The organism is Actinospica robiniae DSM 44927, assembly GCF_000504285.1.
Lineage (GTDB): Bacteria > Actinomycetota > Actinomycetes > Streptomycetales > Catenulisporaceae > Actinospica > Actinospica robiniae.
Window position 1 is genome coordinate 4,782,191 of sequence record NZ_KI632511.1, and the last position, 16,936, is coordinate 4,799,126.

At 70.4% G+C, this 16,936-nt stretch carries 12 protein-coding genes; all 12 read right to left on the minus strand.

Annotated features, from left to right (window positions below):
* Positions 1 to 90: 90 nt before the first annotated feature.
* The 12 genes from ACTRO_RS20245 to ACTRO_RS20300 all read right to left on the minus strand — a co-directional run bounded on the left by ACTRO_RS20245 (position 91) and on the right by ACTRO_RS20300 (position 16,916).
* Positions 91 to 1,641, minus strand: coding sequence for an NAD(P)/FAD-dependent oxidoreductase (locus tag ACTRO_RS20245; RefSeq protein WP_051451110.1), 1,551 nt, complete (start codon positions 1,639 to 1,641; stop codon positions 91 to 93).
* Positions 1,642 to 1,879: 238 nt separating this feature from the next.
* Positions 1,880 to 3,775: a 1-deoxy-D-xylulose-5-phosphate synthase gene (dxs, locus tag ACTRO_RS20250; RefSeq protein WP_034275820.1), complete on the minus strand. Its 1,896-nt coding sequence runs from the start codon at positions 3,773 to 3,775 to the stop codon at positions 1,880 to 1,882.
* Positions 3,776 to 4,108: 333 nt separating this feature from the next.
* A complete protein-coding gene (locus ACTRO_RS20255; RefSeq protein WP_034265246.1) occupies positions 4,109 to 5,326 on the minus strand; it encodes an ROK family protein in 1,218 nt (405 codons plus the stop codon).
* 94 nt (positions 5,327 to 5,420) lie between these two features.
* Positions 5,421 to 6,731: a sugar ABC transporter permease gene (locus ACTRO_RS20260; RefSeq protein ID WP_063628039.1), complete on the minus strand. Its 1,311-nt coding sequence runs from the start codon at positions 6,729 to 6,731 to the stop codon at positions 5,421 to 5,423.
* Positions 6,728 to 7,519 carry an ATP-binding cassette domain-containing protein gene (locus ACTRO_RS20265; RefSeq protein ID WP_034265247.1) on the minus strand — a complete coding sequence of 264 codons (792 nt, stop codon included), beginning with the start codon at positions 7,517 to 7,519 and terminating at the stop codon, positions 6,728 to 6,730. Before ACTRO_RS20265 ends, ACTRO_RS20260 begins: the two co-directional genes overlap by 4 nt.
* Before the next feature lie 84 nt (positions 7,520 to 7,603).
* A complete protein-coding gene (locus tag ACTRO_RS20270; RefSeq protein WP_245594433.1) occupies positions 7,604 to 8,722 on the minus strand; it encodes a sugar ABC transporter substrate-binding protein in 1,119 nt (372 codons plus the stop codon).
* 691 nt (positions 8,723 to 9,413) lie between these two features.
* Positions 9,414 to 10,637, minus strand: a complete 1,224-nt coding sequence (locus ACTRO_RS20275; protein WP_034265249.1) for an ROK family protein — start codon at positions 10,635 to 10,637, stop codon at positions 9,414 to 9,416.
* Positions 10,638 to 10,715: 78 nt separating this feature from the next.
* A complete protein-coding gene (locus tag ACTRO_RS20280; RefSeq protein WP_034265252.1) occupies positions 10,716 to 12,032 on the minus strand; it encodes a sugar ABC transporter permease in 1,317 nt (438 codons plus the stop codon).
* Positions 12,029 to 12,844: an ATP-binding cassette domain-containing protein gene (locus ACTRO_RS20285; protein ID WP_034275828.1), complete on the minus strand. Its 816-nt coding sequence runs from the start codon at positions 12,842 to 12,844 to the stop codon at positions 12,029 to 12,031. Before ACTRO_RS20285 ends, ACTRO_RS20280 begins: the two co-directional genes overlap by 4 nt.
* Before the next feature lie 216 nt (positions 12,845 to 13,060).
* Complete coding sequence (locus ACTRO_RS20290; RefSeq protein WP_051451111.1) at positions 13,061 to 14,182, minus strand: sugar ABC transporter substrate-binding protein; 1,122 nt, start codon at positions 14,180 to 14,182, stop codon at positions 13,061 to 13,063.
* 400 nt (positions 14,183 to 14,582) lie between these two features.
* Complete coding sequence (locus tag ACTRO_RS20295; protein WP_034265254.1) at positions 14,583 to 14,951, minus strand: hypothetical protein; 369 nt, start codon at positions 14,949 to 14,951, stop codon at positions 14,583 to 14,585.
* A 570-nt stretch (positions 14,952 to 15,521) separates the two neighbouring features.
* Positions 15,522 to 16,916: a serine hydrolase domain-containing protein gene (locus ACTRO_RS20300; RefSeq protein WP_034265256.1), complete on the minus strand. Its 1,395-nt coding sequence runs from the start codon at positions 16,914 to 16,916 to the stop codon at positions 15,522 to 15,524.
* Positions 16,917 to 16,936: the final 20 nt, after the last annotated feature.

A 16,936-nucleotide genomic window follows, 5' to 3' on the forward strand; every position in this document is an offset into this window, starting at 1 on the left:
TCCCGGCCGGACCGGAAGGGCCCGGCCCGGCGCACTCACTCGCTCGGATGAAGTTCGGCGAACCCGGCCGCGCGGCGGCCGGCTCGCGCGTCAGACCCCCGCGCCGGCCTTCTCCCCGCGCGGCCGCGGCATCATCGGCGCGTCGCGGCCGGTGCCCTTGGGCGTGGTGGTGGAGGAGCTGCCGTCGTTGGACTCCTCGTGGTACTCCTCCTCGACGTTGACCTGCCAGACGTCGTGGTGGGTCCCGGTGCGGATGTTCTCGGAGGTCAGCAGCGCCGTCAGCATCGAGTGGTCGGCGTTGTTGTACCGGTGCATGCCGTTGCGGCCGACCGGGTGCACGTTCGGGGTGTGGGCGGCCAGCCAGGCCTTGATCACCTCGAGGTCGGCCGCGTACTTGTCGTCGTAGACGGGGTAGGCCTTCGGCATCCGCACCACGTACCCGGATTCGACCGAGCCCGGAGTCACCAGTCCGAGCTCCTCCAGCTCCCGGGTGCCGAGCTCGACCAGGTCCTCGTCCGCCTTGGTCCACAGGTCGTCGCCCTCGTTGACGAAGAACTCGAGGCCCAGGCAGGTGCGGCCCTCCTTGACCAGGTAGGGCGACCAGGAGCCGAAGTTCTGGATCCGGCCGACCCGCACGCCCGGGGAGTGGATGTAGATCCAGTTGTCCGGGAAGCCGTGCTTCTCCGGGACCACCAGGGCGACGGTGAGGAAGTCGCGGTAGCGCAGGTCCTTGGCCGCCTCGATCGCTTCGGCCGAGGCCGGCGGGTCCATCGCCAGGACGAGCGCGGAGATCGGGGTGGAGGAGATCACGTCGTCGGCCGGGACCACCCGCTCGGTCTCGGCCCCGTCCTCGTCCCGGGTGACCACGGTGACCGAGGTGGCGCCCTGCTCCGGTGTCCAGGAGACGGTCTTGACCCAGGCGTTCAGCTCGACCGATCCGCCCTGCCTGCGCACCTTCTCGGTGCAGGTCTCCCACATCATGCCGGGGCCGAACTTGGGGTAGTAGAACTCGTCGATCAGCGAGGTGATCTTCTTCGAGCCCTTGCGCGGGTTGAGCGCGTTGACGATGGCCCCGAACAGCGACAGGTTCTTGATCCGCTGGGCGGCCCAGTCGGCCGGCAGCTCGGAGGTGTCCATGCCCCACACCTTCTCGGTGTAGGTCTTGAAGAAGATCCGGAAGAGCCGCTTGCCGAAGCGCGCGGTCACCCAGCCGTCGAAGTAGTCCTGGTTCTTCGGCGGACGGATCTTGGCCCAGGTGTAGGAGCCGACGCACTTGGCCGCCTCGACGACGCCCAGGTTGCCGAGCGCGTTGCCGGCCTTGAGCGGGTAGTCGAACAGCTTGCCCTGGTAGTAGATCCTGGACATGCGCGGCCGGAGCAGGAAGTCCTCCTCCGGCAGGATCTCGTGCCACAGGTCGTCGACCTGCTTGACCTTGGTGAAGAACCGGTGGCCACCGATGTCGAACCGCCAGCCGCCGCGCTCGGCGGTCTGCGAGATGCCGCCGACCACATTCTCCGACTCGAAGACCTGCGCCGGGTGGCCGTGCTTGGTCAAGTCGTACGCGGCGGTCAGGCCTGCGGGACCGGCGCCGATGATGACGGTGCCGGGCTTGGAACTCTTGCCGGAGTCAGGTGTGTCCACAAGCCTGAAATTCTGCCAGTCCGGTCCGGGCCATCCGGCCACAGCAGCGTAACGATCCTTCCAGATACGTTTCAGCTTTGTGACACAGCTCGCGCAACCTTTTCCCGCAGTTCAGCGAACCCACGCGCGGATGAACGGAAGAAGGCGGCCGGATGTCTCCAGCCGCCCCTCATTCCTTCTTCAAGCCCGCTTCAGCATTTCGCAACTTTCGCGGGCCACGCGAAGAATTGAATGGTACTCAGTTCTTCAGCAAAGCCCGGGCCGCCGCGGCGATGCCGGAGCCGTCGAGGCCGAGCCGGGAGAGGATCGCCGGCCGCTCGTCGTGCGCCTGGAACTCGGCCGGCACGCCGAGCACCTTGGTCGGCCGGAACACGTCCGCGTCCTGCAGCGCCTGGCTGATCGCCGCGCCCACGCCGCCGACCCGGCCGTTGTCCTCCACCGTCACCACCGCGCGGTGGGCCCGGGCGAGCTCGACCAGCGCCGGGTTGACCGGCTTGACCCAGCGCGGGTCCACCACGGTCGCCTCGATCGCCTCCTGCCCCTCGGCGCCCTCGGCCAGCAGGGCCGCGGCGTCGAGCGCGGCGGCGGCCAGCGGGCCGGCCGCGACGATGAGCAGGTCGCCCTGCCCGTGCGGCTTGGCGGCCCGGCGCAGCACGTCCACGCCGTCCACCCGCTCGAGCGCCTCGATCTCCGGGCCCACCGAGCCCTTGGAGAAGCGCACCACCGTCGGCGCGTCGTCCACCTCGACCGCCTCGCGCACCAGCGAGCGCACCTGCGCCGCGTCCCGCGGCACGGCGATGCGCAGGCCCGGCACGACCTGAAGGATCGACAGGTCCCAGACGCCGTGGTGGCTCGCGCCGTCCGGCCCGGTGATCCCGGCCCGGTCGAGCACGAAGGTCACCCCGGCCTTATGCAGCGCGCAGTCCATCAGCACCTGGTCGAAGCAGCGGTTGAGGAAGGTGGCGTACACCGCGACCACCGGGTGCAGGCCGCCGTAGGCCAGGCCGGTGGCGCAGGTGGCCGCGTGCTGCTCGGCGATGCCGACGTCGTAGATGCGCTCCGGGTAGCGCTGGGCGAACTTGTGCAGGCCCACCGGGATGAGCATCGCGGCGGTGATGCCGACCACGTCCTCCCGGTCGTTGCCGATCTTGAGCATCTCCTCGGAGAACACGTCGGTCCACGAGGTGCCGGTGATCTGGAACGGCAGCCCGGTCTCCGGGTTCGTCTTCGGGTTGACCTGGTGCAGCTGGTGCACCACGTCCTCGCGGGCCGGCTCGTAGCCCTCGCCCTTGCGGGTGAGCACGTGCACGATCACCGGGCCGCCGAAGGCCTTGGCCCGGCGCAGCGCGGACTCCACCGCGTCCACGTCGTGCCCGTCGATCGGGCCGATGTACTTCAGGCCCAGGTCCTCGAACATGCCCTGCGGGGTGACGATGTCCTTGAGGCCCTTCTTCACCCCGTGCAGCGTCTCGTAGATCGCGCCGCCCACGTACGGGGTGCGGGCCAGGGCGGACTTGCCCCAGTCCAGGAAGCGCTCGTAGCCCTGGGTGGTGCGCAGGGTGCCGAGGTGGTTGGCCAGGCCGCCGATGGTCGGGGCGTAGGAGCGCTCGTTGTCGTTGACCACGATCACCACCGGCAGGTCGCCGCCGGCGATGTTGTTCAGCGCCTCCCAGGCCATGCCGCCGGTCAGCGCGCCGTCGCCGATGATGCCCACCACCCGGCGGTCGGTCAGCCCGCGCACCCGGTAGGCCTTGGCGATGCCGTCGGCGTAGCTCAGGGCGGTGGAGGCGTGCGAGTTCTCCACGATGTCGTGCTCGGACTCGGCCCGGGCCGGGTAGCCGGACAGGCCGCCGCGGTTGCGCAGCTTCTCGAAGTCCTGCCGGCCGGTGAGCAGCTTGTGCACGTAGGCCTGGTGGCCCACGTCCCAGACCAGCGCGTCCCGGGGGGAGTCGAAGACCCGGTGCAGCGCGATGGTCAGCTCCACCACGCCGAGGTTGGGTCCGAGGTGCCCGCCGGTGCGCGAGACGTTCTCGATCAGGAATTCGCGGATCTCCGCGGCCAGCCGGTCGAGTTCGGCGCGGCCGAGCCGGTCCAGATCGCGCGGCTGCCGAACCGATTCCAACAAGCTGGTCACCGGGGTCTCCTTCAGCGTCAGCGTCTTTTTTCCGATCGGGCCGGCGGAAGCCACCGACGACCCTTACCTTCCGGGCGTAGTCCTGGCCCGGGCCGCGCGCAAGGCACAGGCCCCCACGCGATCGGCGAGCCCTCCGAGTCTATGCGGCGAGCGGTCGCCGCCCGTCGGCCGGGCGCACACCTCCACATCATCTTCACCGTCCGCGACAACGGCCGACAATTGTCCTGTTCTATCATGGTCTGCGCCGCGATCGGCCCCGCGCACGACGACGCGCCGCTCCGGCTGACGCGGGGTCAGCGCGGGCGGCGCGCGGCGGTGCGAGGCGGGGCGGGTTCAGGCCAGCAGGGCGAGGGTGCCGGGCGGATCGGTCAGCAGCGGCCCGAAGGCCCGCTCGGCCGCGCCGACCAGGGTGGAGTCCGCGCCGAGACCCGGCGCGGTGAGCCGGACCTGCTCGCGCGGGGCGGCCAGGCCCGTGGTGGCCAGGTGGCCGCGCAGCTGGCTGTCCACCGCGGGGAACAGGTCCCGCAGCAGGCCTCCGAAGATCACGACCTCCGGGTTGAAGACGTTCACGACGTTCCCGACGCCGATCGCGAGCCACTCCCCCACGTGCCGCAGCGCCGCCAGCGCGCGCGGATCGCCGCCGGCGGCCGCGGCCACCACGGCGGGCACGGTCGAGCGCGGACCGTCCGGATGCCCGGCCGCGTCCAGGATCGCCTTCTCGCCGATCTCGGTCTCCCAGCAGCCGCGGGCTCCGCAGCGGCACAGCCGGCCGGCCGGATTGACCACCATGTGGCCGATCTCGCCGCCGTAGCCGCCGTGGCCGCGCAGCGGTTCCCCGCTGACGATGATCCCGGCGCCCACGCCCACCTCGCCGGTCAGGTAGACCGCGTCCGAGGAGCCGGCCGCGGCTCCGCGCACGTGCTCGGCCAGCGCGCCGAGGTCCGCGTCGTTGGCGACCGCGACCCGCCCGCGCACCCCGTGCCGGCTGAGCCCCTCGGCCAGCGCGCCGCCGAGCGGCTCGTCCACCCAGCCCAGGTTCGGCGCGAACCGGACCAGGCCGTCGGACTCCCGCACCACGCCGGCGATCGCCGCGCCCGCGCCCACGCACGCCGCGCCGGGCTCGGCCCGCGCGGACATCTCCGCGGTGAACCGGCACAGGTGCGCCACCACGTCGTCCATGGCGTAGTCGCCGCGCGGCCGGTAGAGCTCGCGGCGGTCCAGGATCGAACCGCCCAGGCCCACCCGGGCCGCGATCAGGTAGTCCACGCCGATGTCGAAGGCGAGCACGTACACCTGCTCCGGCCGCGGCCAGACCACCAGCGAGGGCCGGCCGGCCCCGGCGCCGGCGGTGCGCGCGGGAAGCTCCTCGCGCACCAGCCCGGCGCCGGCCAGGTCGGCGGTGAGCGTGCCGATGGTCGAGCGGTTGAGCTGCATGGCACTGGTCAGCTCGGCCCGGGAGGTCGGGCCGTGCACATGCACGTAGCGCAGCAGGGTCGAGACGTTGTGCCTGCGCACCTCGTCCTGCGTCGAACCACCCGGTCCGGCAGCCATGGAAATCCTCACAATCCCGGTTCTGGGCACATACTATGCCGCAACGTCGCGGCGGGCCGGGGAAGGGTGATCAGACTGTTGCGATGAGATGCGCTCAGCGCCGCGCGCGCCGGGACATCGAGTCCACGGCCGCCGCCAGCAGCAGCACCACACCGTCGATGATCAGCTCGTACGCGGCCGCGTTGCCGCCCTGGATCAGGTCGGAGACGCCGTTGGCCAGGATCGCCAGCACCGCGCCGCCGAGCACCGCGTCGACCACCCGCCCGCGCCCGCCCATCAGCGAGGTGCCGCCGATGACCGCCGCGGCCACCGCGTAAAGCAGGGTATTGCCGCCGCCGTCGCCGGTGTTGGCGCCGCCCAGCTGGCCGGCCAGGACCAGGCCGGAGACCGCCGCCATGGCGGAGCAGATCACGAACACCGAGGTGCGGATCGCCAGGACCCTGATGCCGGCGCGGCGGGCCGCCTCCTCGTTGCCGCCGACCGCGAACACGTGCCGGCCGTAGCGGGTCTTGGTGAGCACGAAGCTGAGCACGACCAGCAGGCCGAGGATGATGACCGCGGACCACGGCACACCGCGCTGGTGGATGCCCTGGCGCTGCTGCCAGGCCACCGCCTGGTCGATGTTCATCAGGTGCACGAAGATGCCGCCGAACACCAGCATCGCCGCGACCCGCAGGCCGAGCACGCTGATCGGCTCGTTGGCCAGGCCCTTGCGCCGGCGGGCGTTCGCCTGCAGCACCTTGACCAGGGCGTAGAGCGCGACCGAGGCGATCAGCACCCCCCAGCCCGCGGCCGGGGCGAGCCGGCCGAAGTAGAGGTTGTGCAGGGTCTGGTCGTTGATCTGGATGCCGTTGCTCTTCGAGTCGATCACCAGCACCTGGATGCCCTGGAAGGCGATGAAGGCGGAGAGCGTGACCACGAAGGACGGGATGTTGAGCTTGGCCCGCAACCAGCCGAGCACGGTGCCGGACACGGCGCCGAAGACGGCCGCGCCGAGGATGGCGAGGTACCAGGGCGCCCCGTGCTTGACCGAGAGCACCGCGGCGACGGAGGCGGCGGTGGAGCCGACCACGCCGGCGGACAGGTCGATCTCGCCGAGCAGCAGCACGAACACCAGGCCCATGGCCAGGATCGTGTTCGGCGCCGCCTGCTGCACGATCTGCGCCATGTTGCTGGTGGTCAGGAAGCTGGACTGGGCGAGGCCGAAGACCACCATCAGCAGCACCGCGCCCACGACGGCCGGCACCGAGCCGGTCTCGCCGCTGCGCACCTGGCGCAGGTAGGAGCGCAGGGTGTCGCCGAGGGTCTGCGGGATCAGGGCCGTGACGTGGGCGGCGGGGTTGGCCGCCTCGTGGTCCGCGACCGCGTCGCGGGGTTCGGCTGCGGCAGTGGCTTCGGTGCTCATGCGACAGCTCCCTTCGAGGTCTCGACCAGGCCGAGGTCGCCCGAGCGGCCGGCGGTGATCAGTTCGACGATCTGGGTGTGGTTGAGCTGCGAGGTGCGCACCTGCGCGGCCATCCGGCCGAGGTAGAGGGCCGCGACACTGTCGGAGACCTTGAGCACGTCGAGCATGTTGTGCGAGATCAGGATGACCGCGATGCCCTGGTCGGCGAGGCGCCGGACCAGGTCGAGCACCTGCGCGGTCTGCGCCACGCCGAGCGCGGCGGTGGGCTCGTCCAGGATGACGACCTTGGAGTTCCACAGCACGGTCTTGGCGATGGCCACGGTCTGGCGCTGGCCGCCGGAGAGGCTGGAGACCTTCTGCCGCACCGACTTCACCGTGCGCACCGAGAGGGAGGCCAGGGCCTGGCCGGCCAGGTGCTCCATCTCGGCCTCGTCCAGAGTGCGGGTGCGGCCGTTGAGGCGCTCACGGCCGAGGAACATGTTCTGGACGATGTCGAGGTTGTCGGCCAGTGCGAGGTCCTGGTAGACGATCTCGATGCCCAGGCCGGCCGCGTCGCGCGGATTGTGCACGGTCACCGGCTTGTCGTGGAACAGGTACTCCCCGCCGTCCACCTGGTACGTGCCGCCGATGCACTTGACCAGCGTCGACTTGCCGGCGCCGTTGTCGCCGACGAGGGCGGTGACCTCGCCGGGCCGCGCCTCGAAGTCGACGCCCTTGAGGACCTCGACGGGTCCGAAGGACTTGGTGACCCCCCGCAGCCGGAGGATCGGCTCTGTGCTGTCACTCATGATTCAGGCTCTCCTTCGCGCCTTCGGGTGGTCACACCGCCCGCGCCGCGGCTGCGGCCGCGGCGCGGGCGGTGGTCAGGGGTTCTACTGGGTGATGCCGGCGGCCGAGCAGGCCGCGGCGAAGGCCGAGGTGCACACGTCCGAGTACTTGTCGTCGCCGCCCTTGACCGGCTGGTCGACGTTGGACTTGGTGATCACGACCGGGGTGGCCAGGATCGACTTGACCTGGGTGTTGTTGGTCGGGTCGGTGACCGAGGTGAAGGTCTCGGTGACGTTGCCGCCGATGATCTGCGCGGCCAGGTCGACGGCCGGGACGGCCTCGCCCTTGGCGGCCTTGTAGATCGAGAAGGACTGGTCACCGGAGAGGATGTTCTGCAGGCCGGCGGCCGAGGAGTCCTGGCCGGAGACGACGACCTTGCCCGCGATGCCCAGGTTCTTCAGGTCCTGGATGACCGCGTTGGCCATGCCGTCGTTGGCGACCATGACCACGTTGATGTTGTGGTCCTTGTTGTACATCGAGGTGAAGTCGGTGCCGGCGGTGGGGTTGTCCCAGTTGGTGACCCACTGCTCGCCGGCCTCCTTCCAGGTGCCGGCCTTGATCAGCGGGTTGAGGACCGACATGTAGCCCTGGTTGAACAGCACCGCGTTGTGGTCGGTGGTGGCGCCGTCCAGGATCGCCACGTCCGGCTTGGTGATGCCCATGGCCTTGGCGGCGTCGACCAGGGCCTGGCCCTGGAGCTGGCCGACCTTGGTGTTGTCGTAGGAGACGTAGTAGTCCGGGCTGGCACCGGTGTCGAGGCGGTCGTAGTCGATCGTCTTGACGCCGGCGGCGTGCGCCTCCTTCTCGATCGCCGCGCCCACCGTGGTGTTGAGCGGGTCGAGGATCAGCACCTGCACGTGCTCGGTGTTGATCATCTTGTCGGCGAGCGACTGCTGCGTGGCCGGAACGCCCTGCGCGTTCTGGATGTCGCAGTTGAGCGCCTTCACCTTGCACTCGGCGGTCAGCGCCGGGGCGTCCGCGTTGACGTAGCGGGCGGAGGAGACGGTGTCCGGCAGGATGATGCCGACCTGCACGGCGGAGGAGGAAGTGGTCGAAGAACCCGAGGCGCTGGAGGAGCTCGAGCTCGAGGAGCAGCCGGCGACACCGAAAGCGAGGGCGGCGGCGCCGACGACGGTGGCACTCAGGACGGCCTTACGCATCATTGCGCGTGGTCCTTTCTCAGGGCGCCGGCACCCGACGGGTGCGGCGGATCCAAGGAATGTTGTCTGAGGCAACGTAAATCCAAGGGCCCGGCTTGCGGAAGTCCTTGATCGCGGAGATTTGTTGCGGGCGATAACGATTTCGCCACGCAGGTCGTGGGCCTGTCACGGCACGAGCGCGTCCAAGGGCTGAGAAAACACGACTGGTCTACACCAATCTCAGGCTGCGCCAAGGTCGCGAACAGCCCGGTTTCGCGGCGAATACAGTGGAGCGAACAACAAATCAGCTACCCGAGGGTCGGGAGTGGCCTGATGAGTTCGCCGTTACCGAAGTGAAATACGCAACAGCGCGCGTGGACGATTTCGTTATGGTTACGAGATCTCAGCGCAATCGTTCCGACACCTCAGACCACGTCCGCGGCGGAACGCGCTCTCCCGGATCGTCAACCGCCGAACGATCGGCGCCCGTTGTGGCTGTTCACTGACGTACCGGAACCGGACACGGTAGGTAGTCAGGCGATTTCGCAGGCCAGAGGCCATGATCGCGACCGGGGTGGCCGGAGCTGGTCCGCCTCCCGCAACAAATCAGGCAGGCGCGCAAGAGCGGCGAAACGAACGCGCGCACGTACGTGTGACGTACGTGCGGCGCATGGGGAGGGTCGACCGGTGACCGGCCGGGATCGCGAAGTGCTCGTCAGGCCCGCAGCGAGCGGGTCAGGTCCACCGGGTCGAACAGCAGCGGCTCGAAGGCCAGCTCGGCCGCGCCGACCAGGGTGGAGTCGGGGCCGAGGCCGGGGGTGACCAGGCGCACCTGCTCGCGCGGGGCGGCGAGGCCGGTGGTCGCGAGCGTGGTGCGCAGCTGCTGCTCCACGGCCGGGAACACGTCGCGCAGCAGGCCGCCGAAGATCACCACTTCGGGGTTGAAGATGTTCACCACGTTGCCGACGCCGATGGCCAGCCACTCGCCCACGTGCCGCATCGCGGCCAGGGCGCGGGGGTCGCCGCCGGCGGCCGCGGCCACCACGGCGGAGACGGTGGAGCGGGGGCCGTCGGGGTGGCCGGCCGCGTCCAGGATCGCCTTCTCGCCGATCTCGGTCTCCCAGCAGCCGCGGGCTCCGCAGCGGCACAGCCGGCCGGCCGGGTTCACCACGGTGTGGCCGATCTCCCCGCCGTAGCCGCCGGCGCCGCGTAAGGGCTTCCCGCCGACGATGATGCCCGCGCCGACACCCACCTCGCCGGTCAGGTAGACCGCGTCGGTCGAGCCGGACGCGGCGCCGCGGACGTTCTCGGCCAGCGCGCCGAGGTCGGCGTCGTTGGCCACCGCGATCTTCGCCCGCATGCCGTGCAGGCCGAGCATCTCGGCCAGGGTGGTGCCCAGCGGCTCGTCCACCCAGCCGAGGTTGGGCGCGTAGCGCACCTGGCCGTCGGATTCCCGCACCAGGGCGGCGATGGCCACGCCCACCCCGACGCAGACCGAGCCGGGCTCGGCCCGGCCCAGCATCTCCGCGGTGAACCTGGCCAGGTGCGCGGTGACGTCCTCGAGGGCGTAGTCGCCGCGCAGCCGGTGCAGTTCCCGGCGGTCCAGGATCGAGCCGCCCAGGCCCACCCGGGCCGCGATCAGGTAGTCCACCCCGATGTCGTAGGCGAACACGTACACCCGCTCCGGCCGCGGGCAGACCACCAGCGACGGCCGGCCCGCGCCGGAGCCGGCCGACCTGGCCGGGACCTGCTCCCGGACCAGGCCGGCCTGGCTCAGATCGGCCGTGAGCGCCCCGATGGTGGAGCGGTTGAGCTGCATCACGGTGGTCAGCTCGGCCCGGGACGTGGGCCCGTGCACGTGGACGTAGCGCAGCAGCGTCGAGACGTTGTGCCGGCGCACCTCGTCCTGCGTCGACCCCGCCGTTCCGGCTGCGGTCATGGTGCCTGGTTTCCGTTCCACTCGAGGTCGACGCGTCTGCCCACGCGGGATGCGTGCTCCCTTTGCCTCCTGCCGGCGCTAGCCCCTGGTGTGGCCCGCCCGGCGCGAGACGGCGTCGAAGCCGGCCGCGACGAGCAGCACGAGGCCGGTGATGATCAGCTGCCAGCCCGGTCCGTTGGTGCCGGAGATCAGGTCGCTCATGCCGTAGGAGATGACCTCCACCACCACGCCGCCGATGACCGCGTCGATCACCCGGCCGCGGCCGCCGAAGAGCGAGGTGCCGCCGATCACGGCCGCGCCCACCGCCAGCAGCAGGGTGTTGCCGCCGCCCTGGGCCGAGTTCACGCCGTTCTGGTTGGACAGCTGCACGATGCCGGCGAACGCCGCCATCAGGGAACAGACCACGAACACGGAGATGCGCACCAGGTCGACCCGGATGCCGGCGCGGCGCGCGGCCTCCTCGTTGCCGCCGACCGCGTACACGTGCCGGCCGTAGCGGGTGCGCCCGAGCAGGAAGGTCAGGATGAACAGGAACACCAGCATCACCGGGACGATCCACGGCACGCCCATGGCCGAGACCGAGGTGAGCGCGGTGCGGCCGACGATGCGGTTGATGCCCATGTAGTACACGAACACGGCGCCGAGGGCGGCCAGCGCGATCACCTTGATCAGCGCGATCTGGTACGGCTCGGCCGCAAGGCCCGAGCTGCGCCGCTTGGCCACGGAGCCGAACTTGACCGCCGCGTACCCGAGGGTGACCAGGACCAGCATGGCCCAGCCGCCCCAGATCGGCATGTAGTCGTTGCTGCTCGAGCTCTCCAGCGCGGCCAGCACGTGGTCGTGCAGGATGATCGAGCCGTTGCCGCCGACCATGATGACGATGACGCCCTGGAAGGAGAGGAACGCGGCCAGGGTGATGACGAAGGAGGGGATGCCGACCTTCGCGCGCAGCCAGCCGATGAACGAGCCGATGACGACGCCGAGCACGGCGGCGGCGAGGACGGCCACCACCCAGTTCACCTGATGGCGGGTCAGCTCTACCGCGGCGAGCACGGCGCAGGCGCCGGACGCGGTGCCCGCGGACAGGTCGATCTCGCCGAGCAGCAGCACGAACACCAGGCCCATGGCCATGAAGATGGTCGGCGCGCCGTCGATGACCATGTTCTCCACGTTGTAGGCGCTCAGGAAGCCGCTCTGCAGAATGGAGAAGAGGATCACCAGGACGACGAGGCCGATCAGGCCGGGCACCGCGCCCATCTCGCCGCCGCGTAGCCGCTGTATGTAGTCGCGGGCGTAGTCGACGGTGCCGAGGACTCGATCGCCGGCCGCGTGCGTGGGGCCGTCACCGGGCTCGTCCGAGCGCAGCGGGCTCAAGTCGTTGCTGATGCTGCTCATACCTGCGCTCCGTTCCCGCCGTTGGCCGCAGCCGCGGAAGTGAGGCCGAGGTCGCCGGAACGACCCGCCGTGATCAGTTCGACGATCTGGGTGTGGGAGACCTCGGAGCGGCGCACCTGCGCGGCCATCTGGCCGAGGTAGAGGGCTGCGATGCTGTCCGAGACCTGCAGCACGTCGTTCATGTTGTGCGAGATCAGGACGACGGCGAGACCCTGGTCGGCGAGGCGCCGGACGAGGTCGAGCACCTGCGCGGTCTGCGCCACGCCGAGCGCGGCGGTGGGCTCGTCCAGGATGACGAGCTTCGAGTTCCACAGCACCGCCTTGGCGATGGCCACGGTCTGGCGCTGGCCGCCGGAGAGGCTGGAGACCTTCTGCCGCACCGACTTCACCGTGCGCACGGAGAGCGAGGCCAGCGTCTGGCCGGCCAGCTTCTCCATCTTGGCCTCGTCCAGGGTGCGCGCCCCGGAGATCTCCTCGCGGCCGAGGAACATGTTCTGGACGATGTCCAGGTTGTCGCACAGGGCGAGGTCCTGGTAGACGATCTCGATGCCGAGCGCGGCGCTGTCGCGCGGCCCGTGCACCCGCACCGGCTGTCCGTCGAAGAGGTATTCGCCCTCGTCGATGGAGTAGGTGCCACCGATGCATTTGACCAGCGTCGACTTGCCGGCGCCGTTGTCGCCGACGAGCGCCGTTACTTCTCCGGGTCGGGCCTCGAAGTCCACGCCCCTGAGGACGTGCACCGGGCCGAAGGACTTCTGAATGCCGCGCAGCCGCAGGATCGGCTCGGTCGCGACGCGGGGACCGGCGTCCACGCTCACGGGTCACTCCTTGGTTCGCTGGGTTTCGCGCTCGGCGCTCGGGCCGGCGGCGCGCAGGACGCGGCGGGCTCCGTCACCGGAGCGCACTGCCGCTGGGGCGGTCGGGCCGCCCGGGGGCCGTCAGGCTGATTCCCGCTCCCGGCGGGCCCAGGCGGGAGCCTGCCGGGAGCGGGAAGTCATGGTTGCTTCACCTGGGGCGCGAGGCCCGGATCAGCTGCCGCTGTAGGTGTAGGTGATGCCGTTCGCGTTGCACAGCGCCGCGATCGCCTTGGACACGCCGCAGACCGCGGCGGCGGTGACGTAGCCGTCCTTGACCGGCTGGGCCACGTTCGCCTTGGTGATCACGGTCGGGGTGGCCAGGAAGGACTGGACCTCGTTGCCGTCGGACGGGTCCTTGGTCGTGGCCGGGGCCTTCGGCTTCTGGCCGGCCAGGATCTCCGAGGAGAGCTTGATGGCGACGTCGGCCTCACCGGCGACCGGCTTGTAGATGGTGAAGCACTGGGTGCCGGCCATCACGTTGTCCAGACCGCCCGCGGAGGCGTCCTGGCCCGAGACCGCGACCTTGCCGGCCAGGCCCTGCTGCTGCAGCACGTTGATGACCGACTGGGCCATCGTGTCGTTGGCCACCATCACCGCGTTGATCTTGTTGCCGTACTTGCCCAGCTGGTTCTGGAAGACGGACTGGGCGGTGTTGGCGTCCCAGGCTCCGTTGCCGTCGTTCAGCTCGGTCCAGCCGGCCGTCTTGCTCAGCACCGAGTTGTAGCCCTGGGCGAAGAGGGTGGCGTTGTTGTCGGTGGTGGCGCCGTCGATGTCGACGTAGCCGACCGAGGACTTGCCGGCCACCTGCGAGCACTGGGTCAGGGCGGTGCCCTGGTCCTCGCCGACCTTCACGTTGTCGAAGGACACGTAGTAGTTGGCGCCGCCGCCCTGGGTCAGCCGGTCGTAGTCGATGACCGCGACACCCTTGGACTCGGCGGACTTCTCGATCTGCGCGCCCGAGGCGGCGTCGAGGTCGGTCACCAGGATGACGCCGGCGCCCCAGCTGATCAGCTGCTGGGCCTGCTGCTCCTGCGTGGCGTCCACGCCGTTGGCGTTGTAGATCTTGCAGTCCAGCTTGTACTGGGTGCACTGGTTCGCCAGCTCGTTCGGGTCGGCGGAGACCCAGCGCGGCGAGGAGGCGGTGTCCGGCAGGAGGATGCCGACCTTGTTGTTGGTGCTCGCGGCGTTCGTTGAGCCGCTGGAGCCCGATGACTTCGAGCTCGAGCAACCGGCCAGCGCGGTGGTGGCCATCGCGGCGACGGCCGCGGCGGCGAGGATTCGCTTGCGCATCATTGCGCTGATTCCCTTTCTCGGATACCGGCGCGGCGGTGCGCCCGGTGCGGAGTGGAACGGGATGGAGCGAGGGCTATCGCGGACGGGCCGCGGAATGTTGCGACCCGCAACGTATTGCGCGCCGCCTGCTTTGGGAAGGGTGCTTTCCGGCGCCGCGGGGGGCTTGGGTAACGAGCGGGAAACTTTGATCATGGTTCGAAGATCGAGTTCTACAACGCGTCGAATGACAACGTTGTCTGCTGTCGGGCAGGCAGGATGCGCGCGCACCCGGGCCACACCCGCGATGACCGGCGGTGACTTGGAATTCATGTCGGGGGCGGCAACAAACCCGGGCGCCGCGCGCGGGCGCCGAGCGGTGCAGGGCGGAGATCAGAACCCGCACATTTCCGTGACCAAACCGTTAGGCGCCGTATGGCCCCGTCGAAGGAAGTCGAAGCGGCGCCGCCGCCGCGGCGCGCGCGCCGGGTTCGCGCGAGGCGTCGGCACCGGGGACGGCGCGCGGCCGGCCCGCCCGGAGCTGCCGGAAACCGTTGGCACGCTTGAGAATCCGCTGGTCGAGGCAGGTGTGCGGGGGCTGATCGCCGGCGAGCGCGGCGCGCGCGGAGTCTGCGCGCACGAACATCGGGCCCGCCGAGCCGCGGCCGGCGCCCTCGTCCGGCTCGGCGGCCACCGGCCGGCCGGACTCGGCGCCGCCGGCGCGGAGCGCGCCCGCCGCGGGGCGGCCGGCCGGGATTCGTTGCCAGAACCCTGAAACGGCGTCACCGAGCACGCCGAAGGCAGCACTCTGCGTGGCCTGGTCGGCCGAACGGGCGCCGAATCCGCCGAGGCCGACGGCGTGGACCCCTGCGGACGCTGAAGATTCGATGCACGAGGCAACAATGTCGCCCTGCCACGCCCGACGAGTCCGCGTCGAAGGACACTGTCTCGCCCGGGATCGTCCGAGGGCCCGGACGAGGTTAGGAATCGACTCGTTCCGGAAATACACCCATTAGGTAAGGCTTACCTACCGATGACCGAAGACTGATGAGACGACGACTTCCCTCGAGGACCCGGGATCTCGCGCGCCGTGACGGGTCGGGTGACGGCGCCGCGGACCGGGTGGGTGAACGGCCCGCGCCCGCCTTCCGCCTGGCTCAGCGGAGGGCGGGCGCGGTGCCCGTCGGATACGGGCCTGAGGGCCTGTGCGAGGTTCAGATCTAGATCAGCGGAACGGCTCAGCGGCAAGCCTGGCGCCCGTCCGGAGCGCCCTCATACTCGGTCGTCTGTGGGCGTTTCGGACAGGCGGCCAGCCGAAGGCCCGGCGCCGCAGGCAGGCCCTTCGGGCGCAGGGCCGTTCCGCCTAGATCTGAACCTCGCACAGGCCCTGAGACCGGGTGAACATCCGGCCGGCCAGGTCGCAGCCCACGATCGCGCCGTGCTCGTCGCGGCTGAAGAATCCGCGCTGGCCCGCGAACGCGCCGGTGGTCACGATGTAGTCGTCTCCGTCCGCGGCGAGCAGGCCGAACTCGAACGGCGGGTAGTCCGCCGGAAGCTCCTTGGCCGAGCCGGCCCGCAGCTCCGCCTTGATCCGCACCTCGAGCGTCAGCACCCCGCCGTCGGTGGCGATGTCGAGGGTCATCGCGTCGATCTCGTAGTGGCCGACGAGTTCCGCGGCGCGCGCCGCGTCGTACGCCACCGGCTCCGGATCCTTGTCCACCACGCCGAGGTAGTGCTCCAGCGTCCAGCGGACCAGGGCCTGGTTGAAGGCCACGCCGCCGGGACCGGCGTTGGTCAGCGAGACGACGGCGAAGTCACGCCCGGGCACGAACTGGAGGTCGGCGAACTGGCCGTTGCCCGAGCCGCCGTGGCCGATCACGCGGACGCCGTCGAGATCGCGCAGGAACCAGCAGATGCCGAACCCGTCGCCCAGGCTGCTGCCGCGCAGTTCGACCGTCTGCTCGCGCATGCTCTCGCGCACCGCGGCGGGCAGCACGCTCGCGGCCCCGGCGGCGTCGCTCGCGCCGAGGTGGAATCGGGCCCAGGCCAGCAGATCCGCGGCACTCGAGGCGATGCCGCCACCCGGATTGTTGCCGCGGGTGTCCTTCCATTCCCGCGCCACCACCGGATTCCCGTCGGCGTCGGCGTTGTGCCCGACGGCGAAGCGCCCGGTCATGACGTCGTTGAGGTGATAGGTGGTGTGCTCGAGACCGAGCGGCCGCAACGCGACCTCGGCCACCGCCTCCTCGAAACCGTGGCCGGTCACCTTCTCCACCACGCGGCCGAGCAGGTTGTAGCCGGCCTGGCTGTAGGAGGCCCGCTCGCCGACCGGCGCGAGCTGTTCGAGCTCGTTCATCCGGGCCACGAAGCCCGCCAGCGCGTCGTCGCCGTCGCCGGTCTCCACGACCAGCCGCACGCCGAGGCCCGCGGTGTGATTGAGCAGATGCCGCACCGTGATCGACGCCGCGGCCTGCTCGTCGCCGAGCACGAGCTCGGGCACGTATTCGCGCACCCGCGCGTCGAGGTCGATCAAACCGTCGGCGACCAGCCGCATGACGGCGGTCGCGGTGAAGGACTTCGAGACCGAACCGACCGAGAAGACGGTGTCCGGTGTGATCGCCAGTGGATTCGCCACGCTCGTCACGCCGTGGCAGGCGTAGCCCGCCCGGCCTTCGTGCCACACCCCGACCGCCGCGCCCGGAATCCCGTACTCCGACGCTGCCGACGCGACGAATGCGTCCAGTTCCTCCGTTGCCATGCCGACTCCTCTCAAGAGAC

Excerpts from the sequence above, each read along its gene's own strand:
- ACTRO_RS20255 (WP_034265246.1), bottom strand. The coding sequence starts at position 5,326 with ATGGCTGCCGGACCGGGTGGTTCGACGCAGGACGAGGTGCGCAGGCAC.
- ACTRO_RS20260 (WP_063628039.1), bottom strand. The coding sequence starts at position 6,731 with ATGAGCACCGAAGCCACTGCCGCAGCCGAACCCCGCGACGCGGTCGCG.
- ACTRO_RS20265 (WP_034265247.1), bottom strand. The coding sequence starts at position 7,519 with ATGAGTGACAGCACAGAGCCGATCCTCCGGCTGCGGGGGGTCACCAAG.
- ACTRO_RS20270 (WP_245594433.1), bottom strand. The coding sequence starts at position 8,722 with ATGATGCGTAAGGCCGTCCTGAGTGCCACCGTCGTCGGCGCCGCCGCC.
- ACTRO_RS20275 (WP_034265249.1), bottom strand. The coding sequence starts at position 10,637 with ATGACCGCAGCCGGAACGGCGGGGTCGACGCAGGACGAGGTGCGCCGG.
- ACTRO_RS20280 (WP_034265252.1), bottom strand. The coding sequence starts at position 12,032 with ATGAGCAGCATCAGCAACGACTTGAGCCCGCTGCGCTCGGACGAGCCC.
- ACTRO_RS20290 (WP_051451111.1), bottom strand. The coding sequence starts at position 14,182 with ATGATGCGCAAGCGAATCCTCGCCGCCGCGGCCGTCGCCGCGATGGCC.
- ACTRO_RS20300 (WP_034265256.1), bottom strand. The coding sequence starts at position 16,916 with ATGGCAACGGAGGAACTGGACGCATTCGTCGCGTCGGCAGCGTCGGAG.